Source organism: Rubritepida flocculans DSM 14296 (genome assembly GCF_000425365.1).
Classification (GTDB): Bacteria; Pseudomonadota; Alphaproteobacteria; order Acetobacterales; family Acetobacteraceae; genus Roseococcus; species Roseococcus flocculans.
Genome location: NZ_AUDH01000002.1, coordinates 284,487 through 306,185 on the forward strand (window position 1 = coordinate 284,487; position 21,699 = coordinate 306,185).

The following is a 21,699-nucleotide window of genomic DNA, read 5'->3' on the forward strand; positions in this document are numbered from 1 at the left end:
ACGCCCGAGCGGCGCGCGCCGGTCAACCGAAATCCCCGTCACCTTGCATGGCGCGCAGGCCGGGGCCAGTCTCCCGCGCGCAAGCCTGCCCCGCAGAGGATTTCGCGCATGGACGCGCCCGAATCGCCCGCGCAACCGCTTCGTCACCTGCGCGTCGTCGAGTTCACGCACATGGTCATGGGCCCCACGGCGGGCATGGTGCTGGCCGATCTCGGGGCGGATGTGGTGAAGGTGGAGCCCGCGCCGAAGGGCGACACCACCCGCCACCTCACGGGCAGCGGCACGGGATTCTACGCGAGCTTCCAGCGCAACCGCCGCTCCCTCTGCGTGGACATGAAGCGGCCCGAGGGGCTTGCGCTCGTGAAGCGCCTCATCGCGCGCAGCGACGCGCTGATCGAGAACTTCCGCCCCGGCGCGATGGAGAAGCTCAGCCTCGGGCCCGCGGCGCTGATGGCCGAGCATCCGCGCCTGATCTACTGCTCCTGCAAGGGCTTCCTGCCCGGCCCCTACGAGCACCGCACCGCGCTGGACGAGGTGGTGCAGATGATGGGCGGCCTCGCCTACATGACCGGCCCCGAGGGGCGGCCGCTGCGCGCGGGCAGCAGCGTGATCGACATCATGGGCGGGCTCTCGGCCGCCATCGCCATCCTTGCGGTGGTGGCCGAGCGCGAGCGGACGGGCCGCGGCCGCCATGTGCAGGCCGCGCTGTTCGAGACGGTGGCGCTGCTCATGGCACAGCACATGGCTCAGACCGCCATCACCGGCCAGGCGCCGCCGCCCATGTCCGTCCGCACCCCCGCCTGGCCCGTCTATGACGTGTTCGAGACGGCCGATGGCGGGCAGATCTTCGTGGGCGTGGTGACCGACACGGCCTGGCCCGCCTTCTGCGACGCCTTCGGCCTCGCGGCGCTGAAGGAGGACCCCTCGCTCGCCACCAAGCAGCAGCGCGTGGCGGCACGCGCGCGCACCATTCCCGTCATCGCCGAGGCGCTGCGCCGCTTCACCACCGCGGCGCTGGTGGAACGATGCGAGGCGCTGGGCCTGCCCTACGCCCCCATCGGCAAGCCGGCCGACCTGTTCGAGGACCCGCACCTCAACGCGAGCGGCGGCCTCGTGCCCCTCACCCTGCCCGATGGGCGGCCGGTGAAGCTGCCGGCCCTGCCGCTCTCGCTGGACGGGGCGCGCCCGCCGCTGCGGCACGACCTCGCGCCCCCCGGCGCGCACAACGAGGAGATCGCGCGCGAACTCGGCCTGGGGGAGGCGGAGATCGCCGCGCTGCGCGCCGAGGGCGTGCTGGCCTGACCCCCCTTCCCCTTTCGCCCCGCGCCGTCAGATGATGGGCGCGACAAGGGACGAGGGAGCCTGACCATGCCGAAATTCGGCCTCAGCCAATCCGTGCGCCGCGTCGAGGACCCGCGCCTGCTGCTCGGCGCCGGGCGCTACACCGACGACATCGCCCTGCCCGGCGCCGCGGTCGGCCTCGTGCTGCGCAGCCCGCACGCCCATGCGGCGATCAAGGGCATGGACACGGCCGCCGCCAAGGCCATGCCGGGCGTGCGGGCCGTGATCACGGGCGCGGATCTCGTGGCGATGGGAATCGGCGAGGTGCCCTGCGCCATTCCGCTCAAGAACCGCGACGGCACGCCCCGCGCCGAGACGCCGCGCCTGCCGCTCGCCACCGACCGCGTGCGCCATGTGGGCGACCCCGTGGCCTTCATCGTGGCCGACACGCTCCAGCAGGCGCGCGACGCCGCCGAGGCCGTGGCGGTGGAGTACGAGGAGCTGCCCTCCGTCACCGACCTCGCCACCGCGCATGAGCCCGGCCAGCCGCAGATCTGGGAGGGCGCGCCCAACAACATCTGCTTCGACTGGGAGGCGGGCGACAAGGCGAAGACCGACGCGCTCTTCGCCGAGGCCGCGCATGTGACGCGGCTCACCGTCGTGAACAACCGCGTCGTCGTCGCCTCCATGGAGGGGCGCGCCTGCGCCGCGGAATACGATGCGGCGAGCGGGCGATACACGCTCTACGCGGGCACCCAGGGCTCCTGGCTGGTGAAGAACCTGCTCGCCAGCTCCGTGCTGAAGGTGGAGCCGGAGAAGGTGCGCGTCGTCACCCCCGATGTGGGCGGCGGCTTCGGCATGAAGCTCTACCTCTACGCCGAATACGCGCTGTGCGCGATCGCGGCGAAGCTGGTGGGAAGGCCGGTGAAGTGGCGCGCCGAGCGCACGGAGGCCTTCCTCTCCGACACGCATGGGCGGGACAACATCACGCTGGGCGAGCTCGCGCTCGACAAGGAGGGGCGCTTCCTCGCGCTGCGCACGAGGAACCACGCGAACATGGGGGCCTATCTCTCCACCTTCGCGCCCTTCATCCCGACCGGCGCGGGCACCAAGGTGCTGGCGAGCGTCTATGACTTCGGCGCGATCCACGCCCATGTGCTGGGCGTGCTGACCAACACCGTGCCGGTGGACGCCTATCGCGGCGCCGGGCGGCCGGAGAGCAACTACCTGGTCGAGCGGCTGATCGACCAGGCGGCGCGGGAGATGGGCCTCGACCGCATCGAGATCCGCCGGCGCAACATGGTGACGGCGGCGAAGATGCCCTACGTCACCGCCATCGGCCAGCGCTACGACAGCGGCGACTTCCCGCGGCTGATGGACGCGGCACTCGCGAAGATCGACTGGGCCGGCTTCCCGGCGCGGCGGGCGGAGGCGGCGAAGCGCGGGAAGAAGCGCGGCATCGGCCTCGCCTACTACCTCGAGGCCACGGGCGGCGCGCCGACCGAGAACGCCAAGGTCGTCTTCGCCGAGGACGGCATGGTGGACGTGTTCGTGGGCACCCAGAGCACCGGCCAGGGCCATGAGACGGCCTACGCCATGCTCACCTCGCACGAGCTCGGCATCCCGCTCGAGAAGATCCGCGTGAAGCAGGGCGATTCCGACTCGCTGCCCTCGGGCGGCGGCACGGGCGGGGCGCGCAGCCTCTATTCCGAGGGCCAGGCCATCCTCGTCACCACCGCGAGCGTGATCGAGAAGGGCAAGCAGGCCGCGGCGGAGGTGCTGGAAGCGGCGGTGGCGGACATCGAGTTCGACCCGCGCGGCGCGGAGGGCGGCCGCTTCGCCGTGGCCGGCACGGACCGCGCCATCGGCATCCTCGAGCTCGCGGCGCGGCAGCGGGCGCGCGTGGCGGCGGGCGAGGACACCACGCTGCTCGACGCCTTCGAGGTGGCGAAGATCGACGCGCACACCTTCCCCAATGGCTGCCATGTGGCCGAGGTGGAGGTGGACCCGGAGACGGGCGTGGTCACCATCCCGCGCTACATCGTGGTGGACGATGTGGGCCATGCGCTGAACCCGCTGATCGTGCGCGGCCAGGTGCATGGCGGCGTGGCGCAGGGCATCGGCCAGGCGGTGCTGGAGAAGACCGCCTATGACCGCGAGAGCGGCCAGCTCCTCTCCGCCTCCTTCATGGACTACGCGCTGCCCCGCGCCGACGACCTGCCCGACATCGAGGTGGACCTCATCGAGGTGCCCTGCGAGACGAACCCGCTCGGCGTGAAGGGCGCGGGCGAGGCGGGCGCGGTGGGCTCGCCGCCCGCCGTGGTGAACGCGATCATCGACGCGCTGGGCGGCGCGGCGCTCGACATGCCCGCCACGCCCGAGACGGTGTGGAAGGCGCTGCACGCGGCCTGACAAGGGCCGCGTCAGGCCGGCGGCCGCCTGCCGCGACTCGCGGGGCAAGCGGCGCGGCCGCCCGTCTGCGCTACTCCACCTGCGCGATCCAGGCGCGCAGGTTGTAGAAGTTCGTCACCCGCGCGATGCGCCCGCCCTCGATGGCGAAGAAGGCGCCGGCCGGCAGGCGGTAGCTCTGGCCGCGCGCGGGCGGCAGGCCGGGGTCGGTAACCAGGTATTCGCCGCTGACCACGAACTCCGCTGCGGCGCGGCGGCCATCGGCGCTGACCATCACCACCAGCGCCTCCACCTGTTCGCGGTAGTGGCGGGCCATGCGGTCGAGGAAGGCGCGGAAGGCGGCGCGCCCGCCCTCGCGCGCGCCCTGGTTCACGTCATGCGCCACATCCTCGCTCAGCAGCGCGGCCATGCCGTCCCAGTCGCCGGCGTTGAAGGCGGCGTAATAGGCGCGGAGCAGGGCCTCGGCGCCCATCCCCTCGCCGCTCATGCGGCCAGCACCGGGGCGCGGGCGCCGAGCACCGCGAGCAGCGCCGCCGCCGCCGCCGCCTGGCAGGGCTCGATGACCGGCAGGCCGGGTTCGGCCGCCGGGCCCACATGGCGCGCAAGGCCCGCGCAGCCCAGCACGATGGCCTCCGCCCCGCGCTCGGCCAGGGCGCGCGCGGCCTCGGCGATGCGCGGCTGGGGCGCCACCGGGTCGGTCAACACCTCCATGGGCAGGTCGAGCGGGATCCAGGCGGCGAGGCGCTGCTCCACCCCCATGGCCTGCAGGATGCGCCGCTGCCGCGCCTCGGAGCGGTGGGTGAAGCCGATCACGCCGAACCGCTCCGCCCGCGTCATCGCCGCGGCCACGGCGCAGCGGAACATGCCCAGCACGGGCCGGTCGGTGACGGCGCGCGCCGCCTCCAGCCCCGGATCGCTGACGCAGCCGATGACATAGGCCTCCGCCGCCTCGCGCTCGATGGCGCGGCAGAGGGGCTCGGCCGCCGCATGCCAGTCCCGCCAGGTGACGATGGCGGGCGGCCCCTCGGGCAGGAAGGTCACGTCCAGCCGCGGCAGACCGGGCGCGGCGAAGGGGGCGACGGCCTCGGCGATTCCCTCGGTGCAGGCCCGCGAGGCGTTGGGGTTGATGATGAGGATTCGTCCCGCCATGGACATCAGCATGGCAGGAAGCGGTTTTCCTTGCCATGCTGCCCGCGCCAGTCCAATTGTGCATCGCAACATGACCTCATCCGACACCCCCGCCACCTGGGCGCCCGACCGTGCGGCGCCCTCCGCGCCCTGGCCCCGCCCCGGGCTCAGGGAGGGGCTGTGGCGCGGCGCGCGCGGGCGCTGCCCCGTCTGCGGCGAGGGCCAGGCCTTCCGCGGCTTCCTGCGCGTGGCGGAGGCCTGCGGCCATTGCGGCGCGCCGCTCGGCCGGCTGCGGGCGGATGACGCGCCGCCCTATTTCACCATCTTCCTCGTCGGCCACCTCGTGGTGCCGCCCATCCTGATGGTGGAGCGCCTCTACACCCCGCCCATGTGGCTGCACATGGCGGTGTGGCTGCCCATGATCGCGGTGCTGACCACGCTGCTGCTGCGCCCGGTGAAGGGGGCGACGCTCGGGCTGATGTGCCGCCTCGGCATCACGGGCGAGGACCAGAAGGCCTGAGCGCGCCGTGCCCGACCGAAGGCTGATCCGCATCGAACTGCCCGATGCCCCGCCGCCGCCCTCCGCCTATGCCGAGGCCGACCGGCGCCAGGCCATCGAGGATCTGCTGCGCGGCAACCGCTTCGACCCCGCCGGGGCGGGGCGCGGCCCCTTCGGCCTCAGGCTGATGGTGCGCGAGGGGCGGCTCGTCTTCGACATCCGCGACGCCGAGGGCGCGCCGCTGCGCGCCATCATCCTCGCCCTCGGCCCCTTCCGGCGGCTGATCAAGGACTACCTGATGCTGGTGGAGCACCACGAGGAGGCGGTGACCCATGGCGCGATGGAGGCGCGGGTGCAGGCCATCGACATGGGGCGGCGCGGCCTGCACAACGAGGCGGCGGAGCTGCTGATCTCGCGCCTCGAGGGCCGCATCCAGGTGGATTTCGAGACGGCGCGGCGGCTGTTCACGCTGATCGCCGCGCTGCATCAGCGCGTGTGACCCGGCCGCGCCCCGCCGCGCATGAGGCCCCCATCGAGGACAGGGACGCATGAAGATCAACGGCATCGCCTACCGCTCCGTCTGGCTCGACGCCGATGGCTGGTCGGTGCGCATCTTCGACCAGACGCGCCTGCCCTGGGAGGTGATCCCGCTCCGCCTCACGACATGGCGGGAGGCCGCGCACGCCATCCGCTCCATGCAGGTGCGCGGCGCGCCGCTGATCGGCGCCGTCGCCGCCTATGGCGTGGCGCTGGCCATGCGCGAGGACCCCGCCGCGCTCGATCCGGTGCTGGAGGCGCTCGCCGCCACCCGCCCCACCGCCATCAACCTGCGCTGGGCGCTCGATCGCCAGCGCGCGGTGCTGCACAAGCTGCCCCCCGCCGCGCGCGCGGCGGCCGCCTATGCCGAGGCCCAGGCCATCGCCGACGACGACGCCGAGACCTGCCGCCGCATCGGCGAGAACGGCCTGCCGCTGCTCGAGGAGATCGCGGCGCGCAAGGGGCGCGTGCAGGTGCTCACCCACTGCAACGCCGGCTGGCTCGCCACCGTGGACTGGGGCACCGCGCTCGCGCCCATCTACATGGCGCATGACAAGGGGCTTGCGGTGCATGTCTGGGTGGACGAGACGCGCCCGCGCAACCAGGGCGCGGCGCTGACGGCCTTCGAGCTCGGCGCGCATGGCGTGCCGCACACCGTCATCGCCGACAATGCCGGCGGGCACCTCATGCAGCACGGCGAGGTGGACATCGTGATCGTCGGCACCGACCGCGTGACGCGCAGGGGCGATGTGGCGAACAAGATCGGCACCTACCTCAAGGCGCTGGCGGCGCGGGACAATGGCGTGCCCTTCTGGGTGGCGCTGCCGCACTCCACCCTGGACATGCGGGTGCGCGACGGCGTGGCCGAAATCCCCATCGAGGAGCGCAGCGCGGCGGAGGTGACGGAGATGACCGGCCGCACCGCCGATGGCCGCATCGAGACGGTGCGCGTCGTCGCCGAGGGCAGCCCGGCCGCCAACCCCGCCTTCGATGTGACGCCGGCGCGGCTGGTGACGGGGCTGATCACCGAGCGCGGGCGCTGCGCCGCCAGCGAGGCCGCGCTGCTCGCGCTCTATCCCGAGAAGGCGTAGAGCGCCCTATTCCTCCCGCGCCGCGAGGCCGAGCCGGCGCAGCCGCTCCCACAGCGTGGTGCGGCCGATGCCGAGCACCCGGGCCGCCTCGCCGACGCGCCCGCCGCAGCGGGCCAGCACGCGGCGGATGTGCTCGCGCTCCGCGGCCTCGCGCGCCTCGGCCAGCGTCTCGCCCTGGGGCGCGGGCGGGGGCGCGTCGGGAAAGAGATCGGCGGGCGCGATGCGCGGGCCCTCGGCCAGCACGGCGGCGCGGGCGAGGCGGTTGCGCAGCTCGCGCACATTGCCGGGCCAGGGATGGGCGGCGAGCGCGGCGCGCGCGGCCTCCGTCAGCGCGAGCCCGGGCCGGCCCGCCTCCTCGGCCGCCATGGCCAGCAGCGCATCGGTCAGCGCCTCCAGATCCTCGGGGCGTTCGCGCAGCGGCGGCACGCGCAGCTCCACCACGGCGAGGCGGAAGTAGAGATCCTCGCGGAAACGCCCCTCGCGCACCCGCGCCGCGAGGTCGGCATTGGTGGCGGCGAGGATGCGCGCCTCCAGCGCCAGCTCCTTCGTCCCGCCCAGGCGGAGGTAGCGCCGCTCCTCGAGCAGCCGCAGCAGCTTGGCCTGCAGCAGCGGGTCGAGCTCCGCCACCTCGTCGAGCAGCAGCGTGCCCGCGCCCGCGCGCTCGGCCGCGCCGGGGCGGCGCTCCGTGGCCCCGGTGAAGGCGCCGCGCTCATGGCCGAACACCTCGCTCTCCAGCAGGTCGCGCGGGATGGCGGCGCAGTTGAGCGCGACGAAGGGGGCGGCGGCGCGCGGGCCCAGCGCGTGCAGGCGGCGCGCCGCCACCTCCTTGCCCGCGCCGCTCTCGCCCAGCAGCAGCACGGGCGTGGCGCCGGGCGCGAGGCGGCGCAGCGCCCGATCGAGCGCGCGCATGGCGGGCGAGGCCCAGCCCGCCTCTGCCGGGGCGGGGGCCGGGGCGGGCGCGGCGGGCGCCGGCAGGGCGCGCAGCTTCTCGAGCAGCCGCTCCATGTCGAAGGGCTTGAGCAGGTAGTCGTCCGCCCCGGCGCGGACGAGGCGCACCGCCTGCTCCACCCCGCCATAGGCCGTCATCGCGATCACCGGCGCGGCGCCCAGCTCGGGCAGGAGGCGCAGCAGCAGCGCCTCGCCCGAACCGTCGGGCAGGCGCATGTCGCAGAGCACGGCGGCGGGGGGCGGGCCCTGCCGCAGCGCCGCCTCGCCCTGCGCGAGGCTGCGCGCCCAGCGCGGGGCGAAGCCCTCGAGCCGCAGGCGCTGGGTCAGCGCCTCGCCCAGCACCGGGTCGTCCTCGATCAGCAGGATGGGCGCGCTCATGCCGCCGAGGGCTCCGGCCGGGGCAGGTGCAGCACGATGCGCGTCGCGCGGCCCGGGGCGGTGTCCACCGCGATGCGCCCCTCGAGCCGCGCGAGCTGCGCCATCACCACCGAGAGCCCGAGGCCGGGGCCGCGCCCCCGCTCGCCCGAGAGCAGGCGGCGCGCGGGCTCGGGCAGGCCGGGGCCCTCGTCCAGCACCTCGATGCGCAGCCCCTCCGCCTCCTCCTCCACGCTGAGGCTGACCGTGCCGCCCGGCGGCGTGGCGGCGAGCGCGTTGAGCAGCAGGTTGAGCAGCGCCTGGCGCGCGGCCAGCGCATCGGCGGGGAAGGGGGCCGCAAGCCGCACGGCCAAGCGCAGCCGCACGCCGCGCCGCGCCGCCTCGGGCCGCAGCAGCGCCTCCAGGTCCTGGAAATCCTCGGCCGAGAGGGGGCGCGGCTCGGGCGGGCCGCGATGGGTGGCCAGCGTCGCCTCCACCACGCGCTCGATCTGGCGCAGGCCGCGCTCCAGCAGGTCGCAGGCGCGGGCGCGCTCCTCCTCCGCCGCGCCGAAGCGGCGCAGCGAGCCGAGGGCGGTGAGCATGCCGGCCAGCGGGTTGCGCACCTCATGGGCGATGGTGGCGGCGAGCTCGCCGAGGCCCGCGGCCTGCTCGCGCTCGGCCAGGCGCTGCGCCAGCTCCTCGCGCTCGCTGAGGCGGGCCAGCATCATCTCGGCCGAGGCGAGAAGGCGGGCCGCCTCGCTGCCGGGCGCGGGCGGGCGCGCCGGGGGCAGGGGCCGGAAATCCCCCGCGCCCGCGCGGTCCAGCACCCCCGCGACCAGCAGCAGCGGCGCCATGGCCCGGCGGGCCAGCAGCGCGGCGAGCAGCGCGGCCAGCGCGGCCAGCGCCACGTCGAGCCCAAGCAGCCACAGACGCAGCGCGGCGCGCCGGTCGAGCGACTCGCCGAGGTCGAGCCGGGCGGCGATCACCGCCGGCGCTGCGCCCGGCACGGGCACCACGCGCCGCACCCAGGCGCTGCGCGAATCCCGGTCCATCTCCCAGCCCGGCGGCTGGCTGGCCGGGTGGGGCGGCGCGCTGCCCTCCCCGGCGAGGATGGGCGGCAGCCCCGGTCCCGGCCAGACGACGAGCTGGCGCTCCCGCACCCCCTCCTGCACGCGCAGCGCATCGCCGAGCGCGGCGGCGATGGCGGCCTCGTCGCGCGCGGCCAGCGGGCGGGCCAGGGCGGCGGCCAGCCCGTCCAGATAGACCGCGCCGAGCTGCGCCAGCGCGCGGTCCACCTCGCGCTCCAGGGCGCGGCTGGTCACCTGGGTGGTGGCGACGGCGGCGAGAAAGACGCAGAGCGCCGCGAGAAGCGGCAGCTTCACCGCGAGCGGCAGGGGGGGCAGGGCGAGGCGGCGCATGGCACGCCATATCGCCCCTGGCGGGGCCGGGGCCAACGCCCCCGGGCGGCGAGGCGGCGCGCGCGCGCCGCGGGCCCTCTCATACCAGCGGCCGCTGTTTCTGACCCCTGCGAAAGCGGTGCGGCCGCTGGTATGCCTTTGTTTTGGCGCGCAGCCGCCACACCAACCCTGCGCGCGATACGGGCGGCATGTGATGCCGCCCGTATCACCCCGGCTGATTCGCCGCCTGCCGCGCCAGCGCCACCAGCAGCGCGAGCAGCGGCGCGTCCACCCCCGCCCCCCGGGCCAGGCGCAGCGGCGCCTCGAACAGCGCCTCGAACTCCAGCGGCCGGCCCGCTTCCAGATCCTGCAGGATGGAGGGTTTGTGCGGGATGGCGACGGAGCGCAGGATGCGCGCCTCCGCCCCCTCCGGCACGGGGTGGCCGAGCGCGGCCGCGATCGCCATGCCCTCGCGCACCACCTGCCGGGCGGCCTCCAGCAGCACGGGGTCCGCGAAGCTCGCGCGCATGTCGCGCCGCGTGAGCAGGCAGATCGGCCCGTTGCTGAGGTTGTTCAGCAGCTTCACCCAGATTTCGGTGCGGATGTCGGCCACCGCCTCGCCGCCCATGCCGCCCGCCTCCAGCGCCGCGGCCAGCCGGGCCGCGCGCGGGCTGATGCCGCCCGCGGGCTCGCCGATGAGCAGCCGGCTGGTCGTGCTCCGCACGGTCACCACCCCGGGCTCGGTCACCGTGCAGGCGGACCACACCACCCCGCCCAGCACCCGCGCGCGCGGCAGGGCGGCGGCGATGGCGCCCTGCGGGTCGAGGGCGGAGGGCCCCTCCTCCCACCACCAGGGGATGCCGTTCACCACCACAAGCACCGGGGTCTCGGGCCCGAGCAGCGGGGCGAGCGCGGGCGCCAGCGCCGGCAGGGAATGGGCCTTCACCGCCACCACCACGGCATCCTGCGGGCCGAGGGCGGCGGGATCCTCCTCGGCGCGCAAGGGCATGGCGAAGCGGCCATCGGGCGCCTCCACGGCGATACCGCGCGCGCGCAGCGCCGCGAGCGTCGCGCCGCGCGCCAGCACGCTGACCTCGGCCATGCCGCCCCTGGCGAAGCGCAGGGCGAGATGCCCGCCGATGGCGCCCGCGCCGACGACGCAGAGCCTCATGCCGGCAGCGCCCGCAGCGCTGCGCAGCCCGCCTCGACGAGCCGGGCGACGAGCCGCGCGCCATGCGCCGCGCTCGCCCCGCGCGGGTCGGCGGCCGCCACGCCGCCCGGGGCCACCTCCTCCAGCTCGAGCGGCGCGCCGATCTCGGCCGGCCCCGCGCGCAGCGTGCCGAAGCCGCTCACCGGCAGCCCCAGCATGGGGGCGAGGGGCGGGCGCGGCGCGAAGCCCTGCGGCGCGCAGAGATCGGGCAGAAGATGCAGCGCCACCGAGGCGATGGGATCCCCGCCATGGCCGAGCGCCGCCGCATCGCCCCCCAGCTCGGCCTGCCAGGCGGAGGCGTTGCGCCAGAGGTGCAGCACCGGCGCGATCACCCCGCTGGCCCGGCGCAGCGCGCGCTGCGCCTCCTCGATGGCGGCGATGTTCCCGCCATGGCCGTTCAGGATCAGCAGCCGCCGCGCCCCGCCCGCGACGAGGCTGCCCAGCACGTCGCCGAGCAGCGCCGCGAGCGTGGCGGGCGCGAGCGCGATGCCGCCCGGCAGGCCGCGGAAGACATCCTCGCCGCCGAAGGGAATGGGCGGGGCCACCAGCGCCGCGCCATCGGCCGCGGCGATGCGCAGCGCGATGGCCTCGGCCAGCAGATAATCGCCCATGGGCAGGGCCGGGCCATGCGTCTCCAGGCTGCCCATGGGCAGGATCACCGCCGCGCCTGCGGCGAGGCGCGCCGCCGCCTCGGGGGCGCGCAGCTCCGCGAGCCTCACCGCAGCAGGTCCAGCGCGATGCGGCTCAGCGCCTGCACGCCGAGGCCGATGCAGCGCTCGTCGGGCTGGTAGTCGGCGTTGTGCAGCCGGTCGTTGCGGCCCGGCGCGCCGGCGCCGATGCCGAGATGGAAGGCCGGCGCGCGCTCGGCGAAGGCGGCGAAATCCTCGGCGCCCATGGAGGGCTGGCCCTCCTGCACCACCTCGCCGAAATGCGCGCGCAGGCTGGCGAGCGCGGGCTCGAGCACGCGGTCGTCGTTCACCAGCGGGCCGATCTTGCGCTGGTAGTCGAGCCGCGCCTCGAGCCGCATGGCGGCCGCCGTGTGTTCGACGAGGCGGCGGATCGCGGCCTCCGCCACGTCGCGCGCCTCGGCGTGCAGGGTGCGCACCGTGCCGCGCAGATGCGCGCGCTCGGGGATGATGTTGTAGGTCGTGCCCGCGTTCATCATGCCCACGGTGACGACGCAGGGGTGCAGCGGCTTCTGCTCGCGGCTCACCACGGTCTGGAGCTGGGTGATGAGGTGCGCAGCACCCACGATGGGATCCACCGCCGCATAGGGGTGCGCGGCATGGCCCGACCGCCCGCGCAGATGCAGGTCGAATCGGTCGGAGGCGGCGAGCGAGGGGCCGCGCACATAGCCGAAGCTGCCCACCGGCTTGTCGGGGTGGTTGTGGAAGCCGATGGCCATGTCGATGCCCTCGGCCGCGCCGTCGGCGATCATGGCGGGCGCGCCCTCCAGCACCTCCTCCGCCGGCTGGAAGATCAGCACGATGCGCCCGGCGAGATGCGCGCGCAGCCCGGCCAGCACCTCCGCCGCGCCCAGCAGCGTGGCGGTGTGGATGTCGTGCCCGCAGGCGTGCATCTTGCCCGGCACGGTGCTGGCGAAATCGAGCCCCGTCTCCTCCTCGATGGGCAGCGCGTCCATGTCGGCGCGCAGCGCGAGCGTGGGGCCGGGGCGCGCGCCCTCGATCACGCCGAGCACGCCGGTGCCGCCCACCCCCGTGCGGTGCGGGATGCCGATCCGCGACAGTTCGGCCGCGACGATGCCGGCGGTGCGATGCTCCTCGAAGGCGAGTTCCGGATGGCGGTGGATGTCGCGCCGCAGCGCGATCAGCCGGGGCTCGAGGCGCGCGGCCTCCTCGCGGATCGTCCGGGCGGGGTCGTTGCTCAGCATGGCGTGGTCCTGGTCCTGTCGCGGCGCGGTCACGTCCATGGTGGCAGCGTGGGCGCCCCTGTCCAGCGCGCTTGCCGCCCGGGCGAACCCATGCCATAGCCGGCATCGAAACGAGGCCGCGAGGCCCGAGGCTGGGAAGGGGGAGAGGTCCGTGAGGCTGACGCGCCGCGCCGCACTGGGCGTGCCCCTGCTGGGTCTCGCCGCGCCCGCCCTGGCGCAGGGCTGGCCCGCGCAGCCCATCCGCCTCATCGTTCCCTTCGCACCCGGCGGCACAACGGACCTGATCGCGCGGCTCGTCGCCGCGCCGCTGCAGGAGCGGCTGGGCCAGCCCGTGGTGATCGAGAACCGCCCCGGCGCGGGCGCCACGCTGGGCAGCCAGATGGCCGCCCAGGCGGCGCCGGACGGGCACACCCTGCTGCTCTCCAACATCGCGAGCCACGCGATCTCGCCCGCGCTCTACGGCAATCTGCGCTACGACGCGCTGCGCGACTTCACGCACATCGCGCTGCTCACGCTCAACCCCTCGGTCATCGTGGCGAATCCGCGCGCGGGCATCGGCAGCATGGCCGATCTCGCGCGCATCCACCGCGAGAGCCCGCGCGGCCTCGACATGGCCTCCTCCGGCGCGGGCTCCTCGAACCATCTTCTGATCGTGCGGCTGGGGCAGATGCTGGGGCGCGAGATCAACCACATCCCCTTCCGCGGCGCGGGCCCGGCGATGACGGCGGTGATCGGCGGGCAGGTGCCGCTGATGAGCGACAGCCTGCCCTCGGCCGCCGCGCATATCCGCCAGGGCAGCGTGCGCGCGGTCGCGATGTCGAGCGCGGAGCGCCACCCCGCCTTCCCCGAGGTCGCGACGCTGCGCGAGCAGGGCTTCGACCTGGTGACGAATTCCTGGTTCGGGTTGTCGGGGCCGGCGCGGCTGCCCGCGCCGGTTGTGGAGCGCCTGGCGCGCGACATCCGCGAAATCCTGGCGCGGCCCGACATCCGCGCGCGCTTCGCCGAGATCGGCGGCGCGCCGGGCGCCTTCTCGCCCGCGGAGTTCACGGCCTTCATTGCCGCGGAACTCGCCGCCTGGGCGCCGCTGGTGCGCGAAAGTGGCGCACAACCTGACTGACAAGTAAGATTGGAACGGATTTCCGGTTGGCGGCAGCCGGTTTAGTGCTTAGCGGACACCACCCTTGGGAAGCGTGCGGGGGAGCGAGCGGATGCAGTTGAAGATCAGCACGAAGGACGTGCTCTCGGGGGTCTTCCTGATCCTCGTGGCCGTGGTGGGGCTCTACTTGAACCAGGACCACAGCCTGGGCACCGCGCGCCGCATGGGCCCCGGCTACATGCCCATGATGACCTTCTATCTGCTCGGCGGCCTCGGCGTCTGGACGCTGCTGATCGGGCTGTTCAGCGGCCCCGACCCGCTGGAGAAGTGGACGGGCCAGGATGTGGGCTCGCTCCTCGCCGGCATCGCCGCGGGGGCGGTGACCTACCTCGTCGCGCCCTCGATCTGGGGCTTCTTCGGCCAGACCTACAACGCGGTGGGGGTGGGCATCCTGGCGGGCATGCTGGTCTTCGCCATCTCGCCGGGCTGGCGGCCGCTCGCCATCGTCTGCGCGGCGGTGGCGGTGTTCGGCCTGACGCTGGAGAAGGGCGGCTTCTTCCTCGCGCTGACGTCGCTGATGCTGCTGAGCTGCGTGGCCGACCGCACGCACACCCTGCGCGGCGTGGCGGGGCTGCTCGCCTTCATGCTGGCGCTCTCCTGGTACGTGTTCATCCACGAACTCGACATCCGCGTGAACCTCTGGCCGGTGCTGTGACGGCGGGATAGGGCGACCGACATGGAACTCCTTCTTTCGAATCTCGCGCACGGCTTCGGCGTCGCGCTCTCGCTGCAGAACCTCACCTTCGCGCTGCTGGGCGCGCTGATCGGCACGGCCATCGGCGTGCTGCCGGGCATCGGCCCGGTGGCCACCATCTCGCTGCTGCTGCCGATCACCTTCGGCCTGCCGGCCACCACCGCGATCATCATGCTGGCCGGCATCTTCTACGGCGCGCAGTATGGCGGCTCGACCACCTCGATCCTGCTGAACCTGCCGGGCGAGGTGAGCTCCGTCGTCACCACGCTCGAAGGCTACAAGATGGCGCGCAACGGGCGCGCCGGGGCGGCGCTGGCCATCGCCGCGCTGGGCAGCTTCTTCGCGGGCTCGGTGGCCACCATCCTGGTCGCCGCCTCGGGCCCGCTGCTGACGCAGGTCGCGCTCTCCTTCGGCCCGGCGGACTACTTCTCGCTGATGCTGCTCGGCCTCATCATCGCCTGCGTGCTGGCGCAGGGCTCGGTGGTGAAGGCCATCGGCATGGTGGTGCTGGGCGTGGCGCTCGGCCTCGTGGGCACCGACGTGCAGACGGGCCAGCAGCGCTTCACCTTCGGCATCCCCGAGCTTTCGGACGGCATCGGCTTCGTGCCCATCGCCATGGGCATGTTCGGCATCGCCGAGATCATCCTGAACCTGGAGCGGCCGGAGGCGCGCTCGGTGCTGAAGTCCAAGGTCGGCTCGCTGTGGCTGACCAAGGAGGAATGGGTGCGCGCCACGCCGGCGGTGCTGCGCGGCACGGTGGTGGGCAGCTTCCTCGGCATCCTGCCCGGCGGCGGCGCCTCGCTCGCGGCCTTCGGCTCCTACATGATGGAGCGCAAGATCAGCCGCGGCCGCAACGAGTTCGGCAAGGGCGCGATCGAGGGCGTGGCGGGGCCGGAGAGCGCCAACAACGCCGCGGCGCAGACCAGCTTCATCCCGCTTCTCACCCTCGGCATCCCCTCCAACGCGGTGATGGCGCTGATGGTGGGCGCGCTGATCATCCAGGGCATCCAGCCCGGGCCGCGCATGGTGGAGGCGCAGCCCGACCTGTTCTGGGGCCTCATCGCCTCCATGTGGGTCGGCAACCTGATGCTGCTCGTCATCAACCTGCCGATGATCGGCATGTGGGTGAAGCTGCTGCAGGTGCCCTACAAGTTCCTCTACCCCTCCATCCTCGTGTTCTGCTGCATCGGCGTCTATTCGCTGAACAACAACGTGTTCGACGTGTACATGACGGTGCTGTTCACGGTGTTCGGCTACATGTGCGCCAAGCTGCGGCTGGAGCCGGCGCCGATGCTGATCGGCTTCGTGCTGGGGCCGATGATGGAGGAGCATCTGCGCCGCGCCATGCTGCTCTCGCGCGGCGACTGGATGGTGTTCGTGCAGCGGCCGATCAGCGCCACCATGCTCGCCATCGCGGCCTTCGCGCTGGTGCTGATGGCGCTGCCCAACATCCGCAAGGGCAAGGACCAGGCGCTGGCGGGCTGAGCCGCCCGCCGAAAGGGCCTTGGAAGCGCGCCGCGGGGGTGATCCTCCGCGGCGCTTTTCTTTTCCGGGGCTCAGAGCGTCCAGCCCCCGTCGATCACCAGCGCCTGGCCGGTCATGAAGGCGCTCTCGTCGCTCGCGAGATAGACGACGAGGGCGGCCATCTCCTCCGGCCGCGCCAGCCGCCCCATCGCCTGGCGCGCCACGAAGGCGGCGCGCGCCGCCTCCAGCCCGCCCGCCGCGGCCGCGTTGGCGGCGATGCGCTCGTGCAGGCTCGGCGTGTCCACCGTGCCGGGGGCGAGGCAGTTGCAGCGCACCCCCGCCGCCACCGCATCGGCCGCCACGGCGCGGGTAAGGCCGATCACCGCCGCCTTCGTCGCGCCATAGACGAAGCGGTTGGGCGCGCCTTTGATGCTGGAGGCCGCCGAGGCCATGTTGATGATGCTGCCGCTGCGGCGCGCCAGCATCCCGGGCAGCACGGCGCGGATGGTGCGCCACATGCTGCGCACGTTGAGCGCGAAGGCGAAATCCCACTCCGCCTCGGTGCAGGTCAGCGCGGTGTTCTGGTGCACCACGCCCGCGCAGTTGAACAGCACGTCGAGCGGGCCGGCCTGCGCGAGCGCGGCCTCCACCGCCGCATCCTCCAGCACGTCCAGCGCCGCGGTGCGGATGCCGAGCGCGGCGAGGCCCTCGAGCTTGGCCGCGTCGCGGTCGGTGGCGATCACCTCGGCCCCCTCGGCGGCCATGGCGATGGCGGCGGCGCGGCCGATGCCCTGGCCCGCCGCGGTGACGAAGGCGCGCTTGCCTGAAAGCCGTGCGCTCATGGCGTTTCCTCCTGCTTGCCGCCGGGCGGGGCGATGCAACGCCCGGCCCGCGCGCGCAGCATGTCGCCCGCGCGGCGGCCCCGCCAGGGGGCGGAGTTACTCGTACCGCGCGAGGCGCACCGCCGTGTGGCCGGGCTGGGTGACCAGGCTGGGCAGGATCAGCAGGCAGTCCGGGTGCTCGGTGCGCACCTCGCGCCCGCCGTCATGGGCGATGAGGGTGCCGGCCTCGGGCACGATCTCGCCGCCGCGCCAGGGCCGGGTGAAGACGAAATCGGCGGTGCGGGCGGTGATGGTGCGCGTCACCCGCGCGCGGCGGGGCGGGGGGCCGGGCGGGGGCAGGGGGGCCGGGACGAGGCCCGTCAGCGCCAGCAGCCGGCGCACCGCCTGCTCCATGCGCGCCACCGTCTCCGCCTCCCAATGCCAGCCGCCCTCGAGCAGCACGCCGCGCCGGCCGCTGCCGGGCACGCCGAAGGGCCCGTAGTCTATCAGCCGCCGCCCCGCCGCATGCCCCTGGTCGGAGACCACGAGCGGCGGCGCGCCGAGCTGCAGCGCCAGTTCCATCGAGGCCGGCGAACCGCCCACGAGATAGAGCGGATCGGAGGGCCAGAGCATGGAGTGCAGGTCGAGGATCACATCGGCCGTGTCGAACAGCGGGCGCAGCGCCCGGGCGCGCCGCAGTTCGGCGCTGCGCCGCGGCCCCTCCAGCGCCGCGATGTCCCACAGCCGGTTCATGTCCTCCTCGAGGAAGCGCGAGGCGGTGGGGTCGGCCGGGTCGAAGCGGGCGAAGGCGTCGAGATTGGCGAAGACGAAGCTGAGCCGCCCGATGGCGGGGCGCAGCCCCTCGCGCAGCAGCCGGTCGAGCAGCACGGCCCCGGCGAACTCGTTGCCGTGGATGAGCGAGACGAGGCAGACATGCGGCCCCGGCGCGGCGGCGGCGAAGCTCCAGACGCCGGGCAGCGTGTTGCCGGCGCGCCAGGGCGCGAGATCCGGCACGGGCAGGGCGAGCGGCCGATCCGGCGCGCCGGCCTCGCGCAGCAGCGCCTCCAGCACGGGGGGCAGCGCGCCGCTCATGCCCGCGCGCGCCCGGCGGGCGGGGCGGAGAGGGGCGGACGGCCCGGCGCGCCCCCCGGGACGGTGGCGGGAAGGCGCGCGGGGCTGCCCATGGCGCGCTGCATGGCCGGCATGGCCGGAAGCTTATCCGTTCCTCATCTCCCGTCCATCCGGGGGGCCGCGGCCTATCCGCGCAGCCGCGCGGTGAGCTGGCGCAGCGTGGCGAGGTCGGTGGCGCCGGGGATCAGCGTGGTGCCGCCCAGGATGGCGGGGGTGCCCTGGATGTCGAGCGCGCGGGCGAGCTGCAGGTTGCGGTCGATGCGCTGCATCACCGCGTTGTCGTCCATGTCGCGGCGCAGCCGGGCCCAGTCGAGGCGCAGGCGTTCCGCCTCGCGGCGGATCACGGCCTCGGTCGGCTCCTCGCGCAGCCGCATCAGCGCGTCGTAGAGGGCGGCGTAGCGGTCCTGCCGCCGCGCGGCGAGCAGCGCGCGCGCCGCAAGCAGCGAGTTGGGGCCGAGGATGGGGAAGTCGAACAGGTTCACCCGCACGTCGCGCTCGGCGGCGATGAGTTCGTCCATCACCGGATGCAGGCGCTTGCAGAAGCCGCAGCGCACGTCGAAGAACTCGGCCAGCACCACGCGGCCCTGGGGGTTGCCCTTGAAGGGCACATCGGGGTCGCGGAACAGGCGCTCGGCGTGGGCGAGGATGGCGCGGTTCTGCGCCTCGGCGCGCGCCTCCTCCTCGGCGCGCTCCAGGCTCTGGAAGGCCTCGCGCAGGATGGAGGGATCCTCGCGCAGGGCGCGGCGGAGGATCTCGATCACCTCCGCGCGCTGCGCCTCGGTCAGCGCCTGCGCCAGCGCCGCGCCCGAGACCAGCGCCGGGGGCAGCAGCGCCGCCGCCAGGCCGAGCATGTTCCGCCGATTCATCCCGCCTTCCTCCGGCGCCGCGCGCCTTGTTCACCGCATCGGGCCTCATGTTCGCCCGCCCGCGCGCGCCGCGCAAACGCCGCGCGCGGTTGCCCGGCCGGGCGAAGGCCGGTAAGCCCGGAGGCCCGGCGCGGCGACGCGGCCGCGGCCCGAGCGAGACAGGGATGAATACCGCCAGCATGACGCCTTCCCCCCGCGCCGCCCGTCCGCGCCACGCACCCCGCGCCGCGCTGGCGCTGCTCGGCCTGCTGCTGCTGCCCGGCTGCGAGACGGCCCGCAGCCTCACCGCCGGCATCGCCGGCCCCTCCATCCCCGCCGGCACGCCCGGATTCGTGCAGGGCTTCCTGGGCGGCGTGGCGGCCGAGGAGCCGGTGGCCGCCAGCATCGCCCGCGACGTGCTCTCGGCCGGCGGCAATGCGGCGGATGCGGCGGTGGCGGCGGCCTTCGCCATGTCCGTCACCTACCCCTCGCGCGTCGGGCTCGGCGGGGGCGGGGCCTGCCTCGTCTATGACGTGCGGCGCAACGAGCCGGAGGCGGTGCTCTTCCTGCCCGGCCAGGGCGGCGGGGGGGGCGACCGCCCGGCCGCCGTGCCGCTGCTCGCGCGCGGGCTCTTCGCCGTGCATTCGCGCCTCGGGGGCGGGCGGCCCTTCGAGGAGCTGCTGGCCCCGGCCGAACAGCTCGCCCGCTTCGGCGCGCCCATGTCGCGCGCCCTGCACGCCGACCTCACCGCCGTGCGCGCCCCCCTCTTCGCCGATGCGCAGAGCCGCGCCGTCTTCGGCACGGCCGAGGCCGGGGTGATCCCGGTGGGCGAGCGGTTCCGCAACGCGCCGCTGGCGGGCACGCTCTCGGCCATCCGCCTCGCGGGCGCGGGGGATTTCCACCAGGGCGCGCTGGCGCGCCGCATCGAGGAGAGCAGCCCGCAGGCCGGCGGCCCCATCGCGGCGGCCGATCTGCGCGCCGCCCTGCCGCGGGTGGCGCGCCCCATCCTGCTCGAGGGGCGCGGGGGCGACCGCATCGCCTTCCTGCCGCCCCCGGCCGATGGCGGGCTGGCCGCCGCCGCCGCCTTCCGCGCCCTGCAGGCCGGCCAGGGCCCGGCCGAGGCGCAGGCCCGCGCCATCGCCGCCGCCGCCATGGCCCGCCGCGAGGGGGGCGAGCCCATGGCCATCCTCGCCGCGGCCGGCGCCGGGGCGAGCCTGCCGCCGCTGCCCGCCAGCGCCGGCCTCGTGGTCTATGACCGCAACGGGAATGCGGTGAGCTGCGCCTTCACCCTGAACAACCTGTTCGGCACCGGGCGCATGGTGCCGGGCATGGGCTTCCTGCTCGCCGCCGCGCCGAATGTCGGGCGGGTGCAGCCCCCGCTGCTCTCGGGCGCCATCGCCTGGGCGCCGGTGACGCGCGCCTTCAAGATGGCCGCCGCCGGCTCGGGCCAGGAGGCGGCGCCGCTGGCGTTGGCCGCCGCCCTCGAGACGGTGCTGCTGCGCGAGCGCCCGGCCGCCGACGCTTTCGCCGCCATTCCCGAGCCCGGCCGGGCGCAGATCGGCGCCTGTCCGCGCTACCTCCCCGGCTGGCCGCAACTCTGCACCACGGTGAGCGACCCGCGCGGCGCGGGCGTGGCGCTCGGCGCGACGGGCCGGTAGCGGCGGTGGCGCTCAAGACCGGGCGCGGGGCCGAGGCGCCGCCCTTCCTGGTGATGGACGTGATCGCCGCGGCCAATGCCCGGGCGGCGGCGCTGCCCCCCGGCGCGCCCGGCATCCTCCGCATGGAGGTGGGCCAGCCCGGCAGCCCCGCCCCGCGCGGCGCGACCGAGGCCGCCATCCGCGCCCTGCAGGCGGGCGCGCCGCTCGGCTACACCGAGGCGCTGGGCAACCCCTCGCTGCGCGCGCGCATCGCCCGGCACTACCGGGAACACTACGGGCTCGAGGCGCCGCCCGCGCGCATCGCCGTCACGGTCGGGGCCTCGGGCGCCTTCCCGCTCGCCTTCCTCGCCGCCTTCGACCGGGGCGACCGGGTGGCCATGGCCGCCCCCTTCTATCCGCCCTACGCCAACATCCTCACCGCGCTCGGCATGGAGCCGGTGCTGCTGGAATGCGGGCCCGAGACCCGCTTCCAGCCGACGGTGGCGATGCTGGACGCCCTCGACCCCCGCCCCGAGGGGCTGGTGGTGGCGAGCCCCTGCAACCCCGCCGGCACCATGCTCGCGCCGGAGGAGCTGGCCGCCATCGCGCGCTGGTGCCACGCGAACGGGGTGCGGCTGATCTCGGACGAGATCTACCACGGCCTCTCCTGGGGCAGCGTGGCCGAAAGCAGCGCGGCCGCCTTCTCCGAGAGCGCCATCGTGGTGAACAGCTTCTCGAAATACTGGTGCATGACGGGCTGGCGCATCGGCTGGCTGCTGCTGCCCGAGGATCTGCTGCGCCCCGTCGAGCGCCTCGCGCAGAACCTGTTCATCAGCGCCCCGCATGTCGCGCAGGTGGCGGCCGAGGCGGCGATGGACTGCACGGAGGAGCTGGAGGCGAAGAAGGCCGCCTATGCCCGCAGCCGCGCCCTGCTGCTGGAGGGGCTGCCGCGCGCCGGCTTCCCGCGCATCGCCGCGGCGGATGGCGCCTTCTACCTCTGGTGCGATGTGGGCCACCTCACCGCGGACAGCCTGGATTTCTGCGCGCGGATGCTGGAGGGCGCGGGCATCGCCGCCACGCCGGGCGTGGATTTCGACCGGGCGCGCGGGCGGCGCTTCCTGCGCTTCTCCTATTGCGGCGAGGAGGCGGCGATGGCCGAGGCCCCGGCCCGGCTGGCCGCCTGGCTGGGCAGGAACTGATGCGGCC

20 protein-coding genes are annotated in these 21,699 nt (G+C 74.8%); 10 read left to right on the forward strand and 10 right to left on the reverse strand.

Translation table 11 applies throughout. The features are described 5' to 3' along the window. The first annotated feature begins 108 nt into the window (after positions 1-108). Together H596_RS0103925 and H596_RS0103930 are read left to right on the forward strand one after the other, a co-directional pair. Positions 109-1,302, forward strand: coding sequence for a CaiB/BaiF CoA transferase family protein (locus H596_RS0103925; RefSeq protein WP_027283787.1), 1,194 nt, complete (start codon positions 109-111; stop codon positions 1,300-1,302). A 66-nt stretch (positions 1,303-1,368) separates the two neighbouring features. Beyond that, positions 1,369-3,693: a xanthine dehydrogenase family protein molybdopterin-binding subunit gene (locus H596_RS0103930; protein WP_027283788.1), complete on the forward strand. Its 2,325-nt coding sequence runs from the start codon at positions 1,369-1,371 to the stop codon at positions 3,691-3,693. Positions 3,694-3,763: 70 nt separating this feature from the next. Here H596_RS0103930 and H596_RS0103935 read toward each other — a convergent pair whose 3' ends face one another. Beyond that, entirely contained in the window at positions 3,764-4,177 is a 414-nt protein-coding gene (locus tag H596_RS0103935) for a ketosteroid isomerase-related protein (RefSeq protein ID WP_027283789.1), read from the reverse strand. Beyond that, on the reverse strand, positions 4,174-4,839 hold the full coding sequence (locus H596_RS0103940; RefSeq protein WP_027283790.1) for an aspartate/glutamate racemase family protein: 666 nt from the start codon (positions 4,837-4,839) through the stop codon (positions 4,174-4,176). The genes H596_RS0103935 and H596_RS0103940 overlap by 4 nt, the downstream gene beginning before the upstream one ends. A 70-nt stretch (positions 4,840-4,909) precedes the next feature. On the opposite strand from H596_RS0103940, the gene H596_RS19975 reads away from it, so the two are divergent. From H596_RS19975 to mtnA, 3 genes are read left to right on the forward strand one after another with little or no spacing between them, the layout of a single operon-like run. After that, positions 4,910-5,338 carry a DUF983 domain-containing protein gene (locus tag H596_RS19975; protein WP_037299869.1) on the forward strand — a complete coding sequence of 143 codons (429 nt, stop codon included), beginning with the start codon at positions 4,910-4,912 and terminating at the stop codon, positions 5,336-5,338. 7 nt (positions 5,339-5,345) lie between these two features. Then, positions 5,346-5,816 (forward strand): UPF0262 family protein, encoded by a 471-nt coding sequence (locus H596_RS0103950; protein ID WP_027283791.1) that lies wholly within the window; start codon positions 5,346-5,348, stop codon positions 5,814-5,816. A gap of 49 nt (positions 5,817-5,865) precedes the next feature. Continuing rightward, positions 5,866-6,945 (forward strand): S-methyl-5-thioribose-1-phosphate isomerase, encoded by a 1,080-nt coding sequence (mtnA, locus tag H596_RS0103955; RefSeq protein WP_027283792.1) that lies wholly within the window; start codon positions 5,866-5,868, stop codon positions 6,943-6,945. Between the two features lie 6 nt (positions 6,946-6,951). Here mtnA and H596_RS0103960 read toward each other — a convergent pair whose 3' ends face one another. From H596_RS0103960 to H596_RS0103980, 5 genes are all read right to left on the reverse strand, one after another. Next, positions 6,952-8,271 (reverse strand): sigma-54-dependent transcriptional regulator, encoded by a 1,320-nt coding sequence (locus H596_RS0103960; RefSeq protein WP_027283793.1) that lies wholly within the window; start codon positions 8,269-8,271, stop codon positions 6,952-6,954. After that, positions 8,268-9,665 carry a sensor histidine kinase gene (locus H596_RS0103965; RefSeq protein ID WP_027283794.1) on the reverse strand — a complete coding sequence of 466 codons (1,398 nt, stop codon included), beginning with the start codon at positions 9,663-9,665 and terminating at the stop codon, positions 8,268-8,270. Before H596_RS0103965 ends, H596_RS0103960 begins: the two co-directional genes overlap by 4 nt. A gap of 205 nt (positions 9,666-9,870) precedes the next feature. Continuing rightward, positions 9,871-10,815, reverse strand: a complete 945-nt coding sequence (locus H596_RS0103970) for a ketopantoate reductase family protein (protein WP_027283795.1) — start codon at positions 10,813-10,815, stop codon at positions 9,871-9,873. Continuing rightward, positions 10,812-11,573, reverse strand: a complete 762-nt coding sequence (locus H596_RS0103975) for a creatininase family protein (RefSeq protein WP_027283796.1) — start codon at positions 11,571-11,573, stop codon at positions 10,812-10,814. The genes H596_RS0103970 and H596_RS0103975 overlap by 4 nt, the downstream gene beginning before the upstream one ends. Next, positions 11,570-12,784 carry a M20 metallopeptidase family protein gene (locus H596_RS0103980; RefSeq protein ID WP_245583949.1) on the reverse strand — a complete coding sequence of 405 codons (1,215 nt, stop codon included), beginning with the start codon at positions 12,782-12,784 and terminating at the stop codon, positions 11,570-11,572. The genes H596_RS0103975 and H596_RS0103980 overlap by 4 nt, the downstream gene beginning before the upstream one ends. A 112-nt stretch (positions 12,785-12,896) precedes the next feature. Between H596_RS0103980 and H596_RS19980 the strand changes: the two genes are divergently transcribed. From H596_RS19980 to H596_RS0103995, 3 genes are all read left to right on the forward strand, one after another. Beyond that, positions 12,897-13,862: a Bug family tripartite tricarboxylate transporter substrate binding protein gene (locus H596_RS19980; protein WP_037299873.1), complete on the forward strand. Its 966-nt coding sequence runs from the start codon at positions 12,897-12,899 to the stop codon at positions 13,860-13,862. Positions 13,863-13,953: 91 nt separating this feature from the next. Next, positions 13,954-14,556 (forward strand): hypothetical protein, encoded by a 603-nt coding sequence (locus H596_RS0103990; protein WP_051212333.1) that lies wholly within the window; start codon positions 13,954-13,956, stop codon positions 14,554-14,556. A gap of 21 nt (positions 14,557-14,577) precedes the next feature. Next, complete coding sequence (locus H596_RS0103995; protein ID WP_027283799.1) at positions 14,578-16,080, forward strand: tripartite tricarboxylate transporter permease; 1,503 nt, start codon at positions 14,578-14,580, stop codon at positions 16,078-16,080. Between the two features lie 71 nt (positions 16,081-16,151). Here the strand turns inward: H596_RS0103995 and H596_RS0104000 are convergent, their stop codons facing one another. From H596_RS0104000 to H596_RS0104010, 3 genes are all read right to left on the reverse strand, one after another. Beyond that, a complete protein-coding gene (locus H596_RS0104000; protein WP_027283800.1) occupies positions 16,152-16,901 on the reverse strand; it encodes an SDR family oxidoreductase in 750 nt (249 codons plus the stop codon). 96 nt (positions 16,902-16,997) lie between these two features. Continuing rightward, positions 16,998-17,972: a M14 family metallopeptidase gene (locus H596_RS0104005; protein WP_084602559.1), complete on the reverse strand. Its 975-nt coding sequence runs from the start codon at positions 17,970-17,972 to the stop codon at positions 16,998-17,000. Positions 17,973-18,136: 164 nt separating this feature from the next. Beyond that, on the reverse strand, positions 18,137-18,877 hold the full coding sequence (locus tag H596_RS0104010; RefSeq protein WP_037299876.1) for a DsbA family protein: 741 nt from the start codon (positions 18,875-18,877) through the stop codon (positions 18,137-18,139). 179 nt (positions 18,878-19,056) lie between these two features. On the opposite strand from H596_RS0104010, the gene H596_RS19985 reads away from it, so the two are divergent. Together H596_RS19985 and H596_RS0104020 are read left to right on the forward strand one after the other, a co-directional pair. Next, positions 19,057-20,514, forward strand: coding sequence for a gamma-glutamyltransferase (locus tag H596_RS19985; protein ID WP_051212338.1), 1,458 nt, complete (start codon positions 19,057-19,059; stop codon positions 20,512-20,514). Positions 20,515-20,519: 5 nt separating this feature from the next. Further along, positions 20,520-21,692, forward strand: coding sequence for a pyridoxal phosphate-dependent aminotransferase (locus tag H596_RS0104020; protein ID WP_027283803.1), 1,173 nt, complete (start codon positions 20,520-20,522; stop codon positions 21,690-21,692). Positions 21,693-21,699 lie beyond the last annotated feature (7 nt).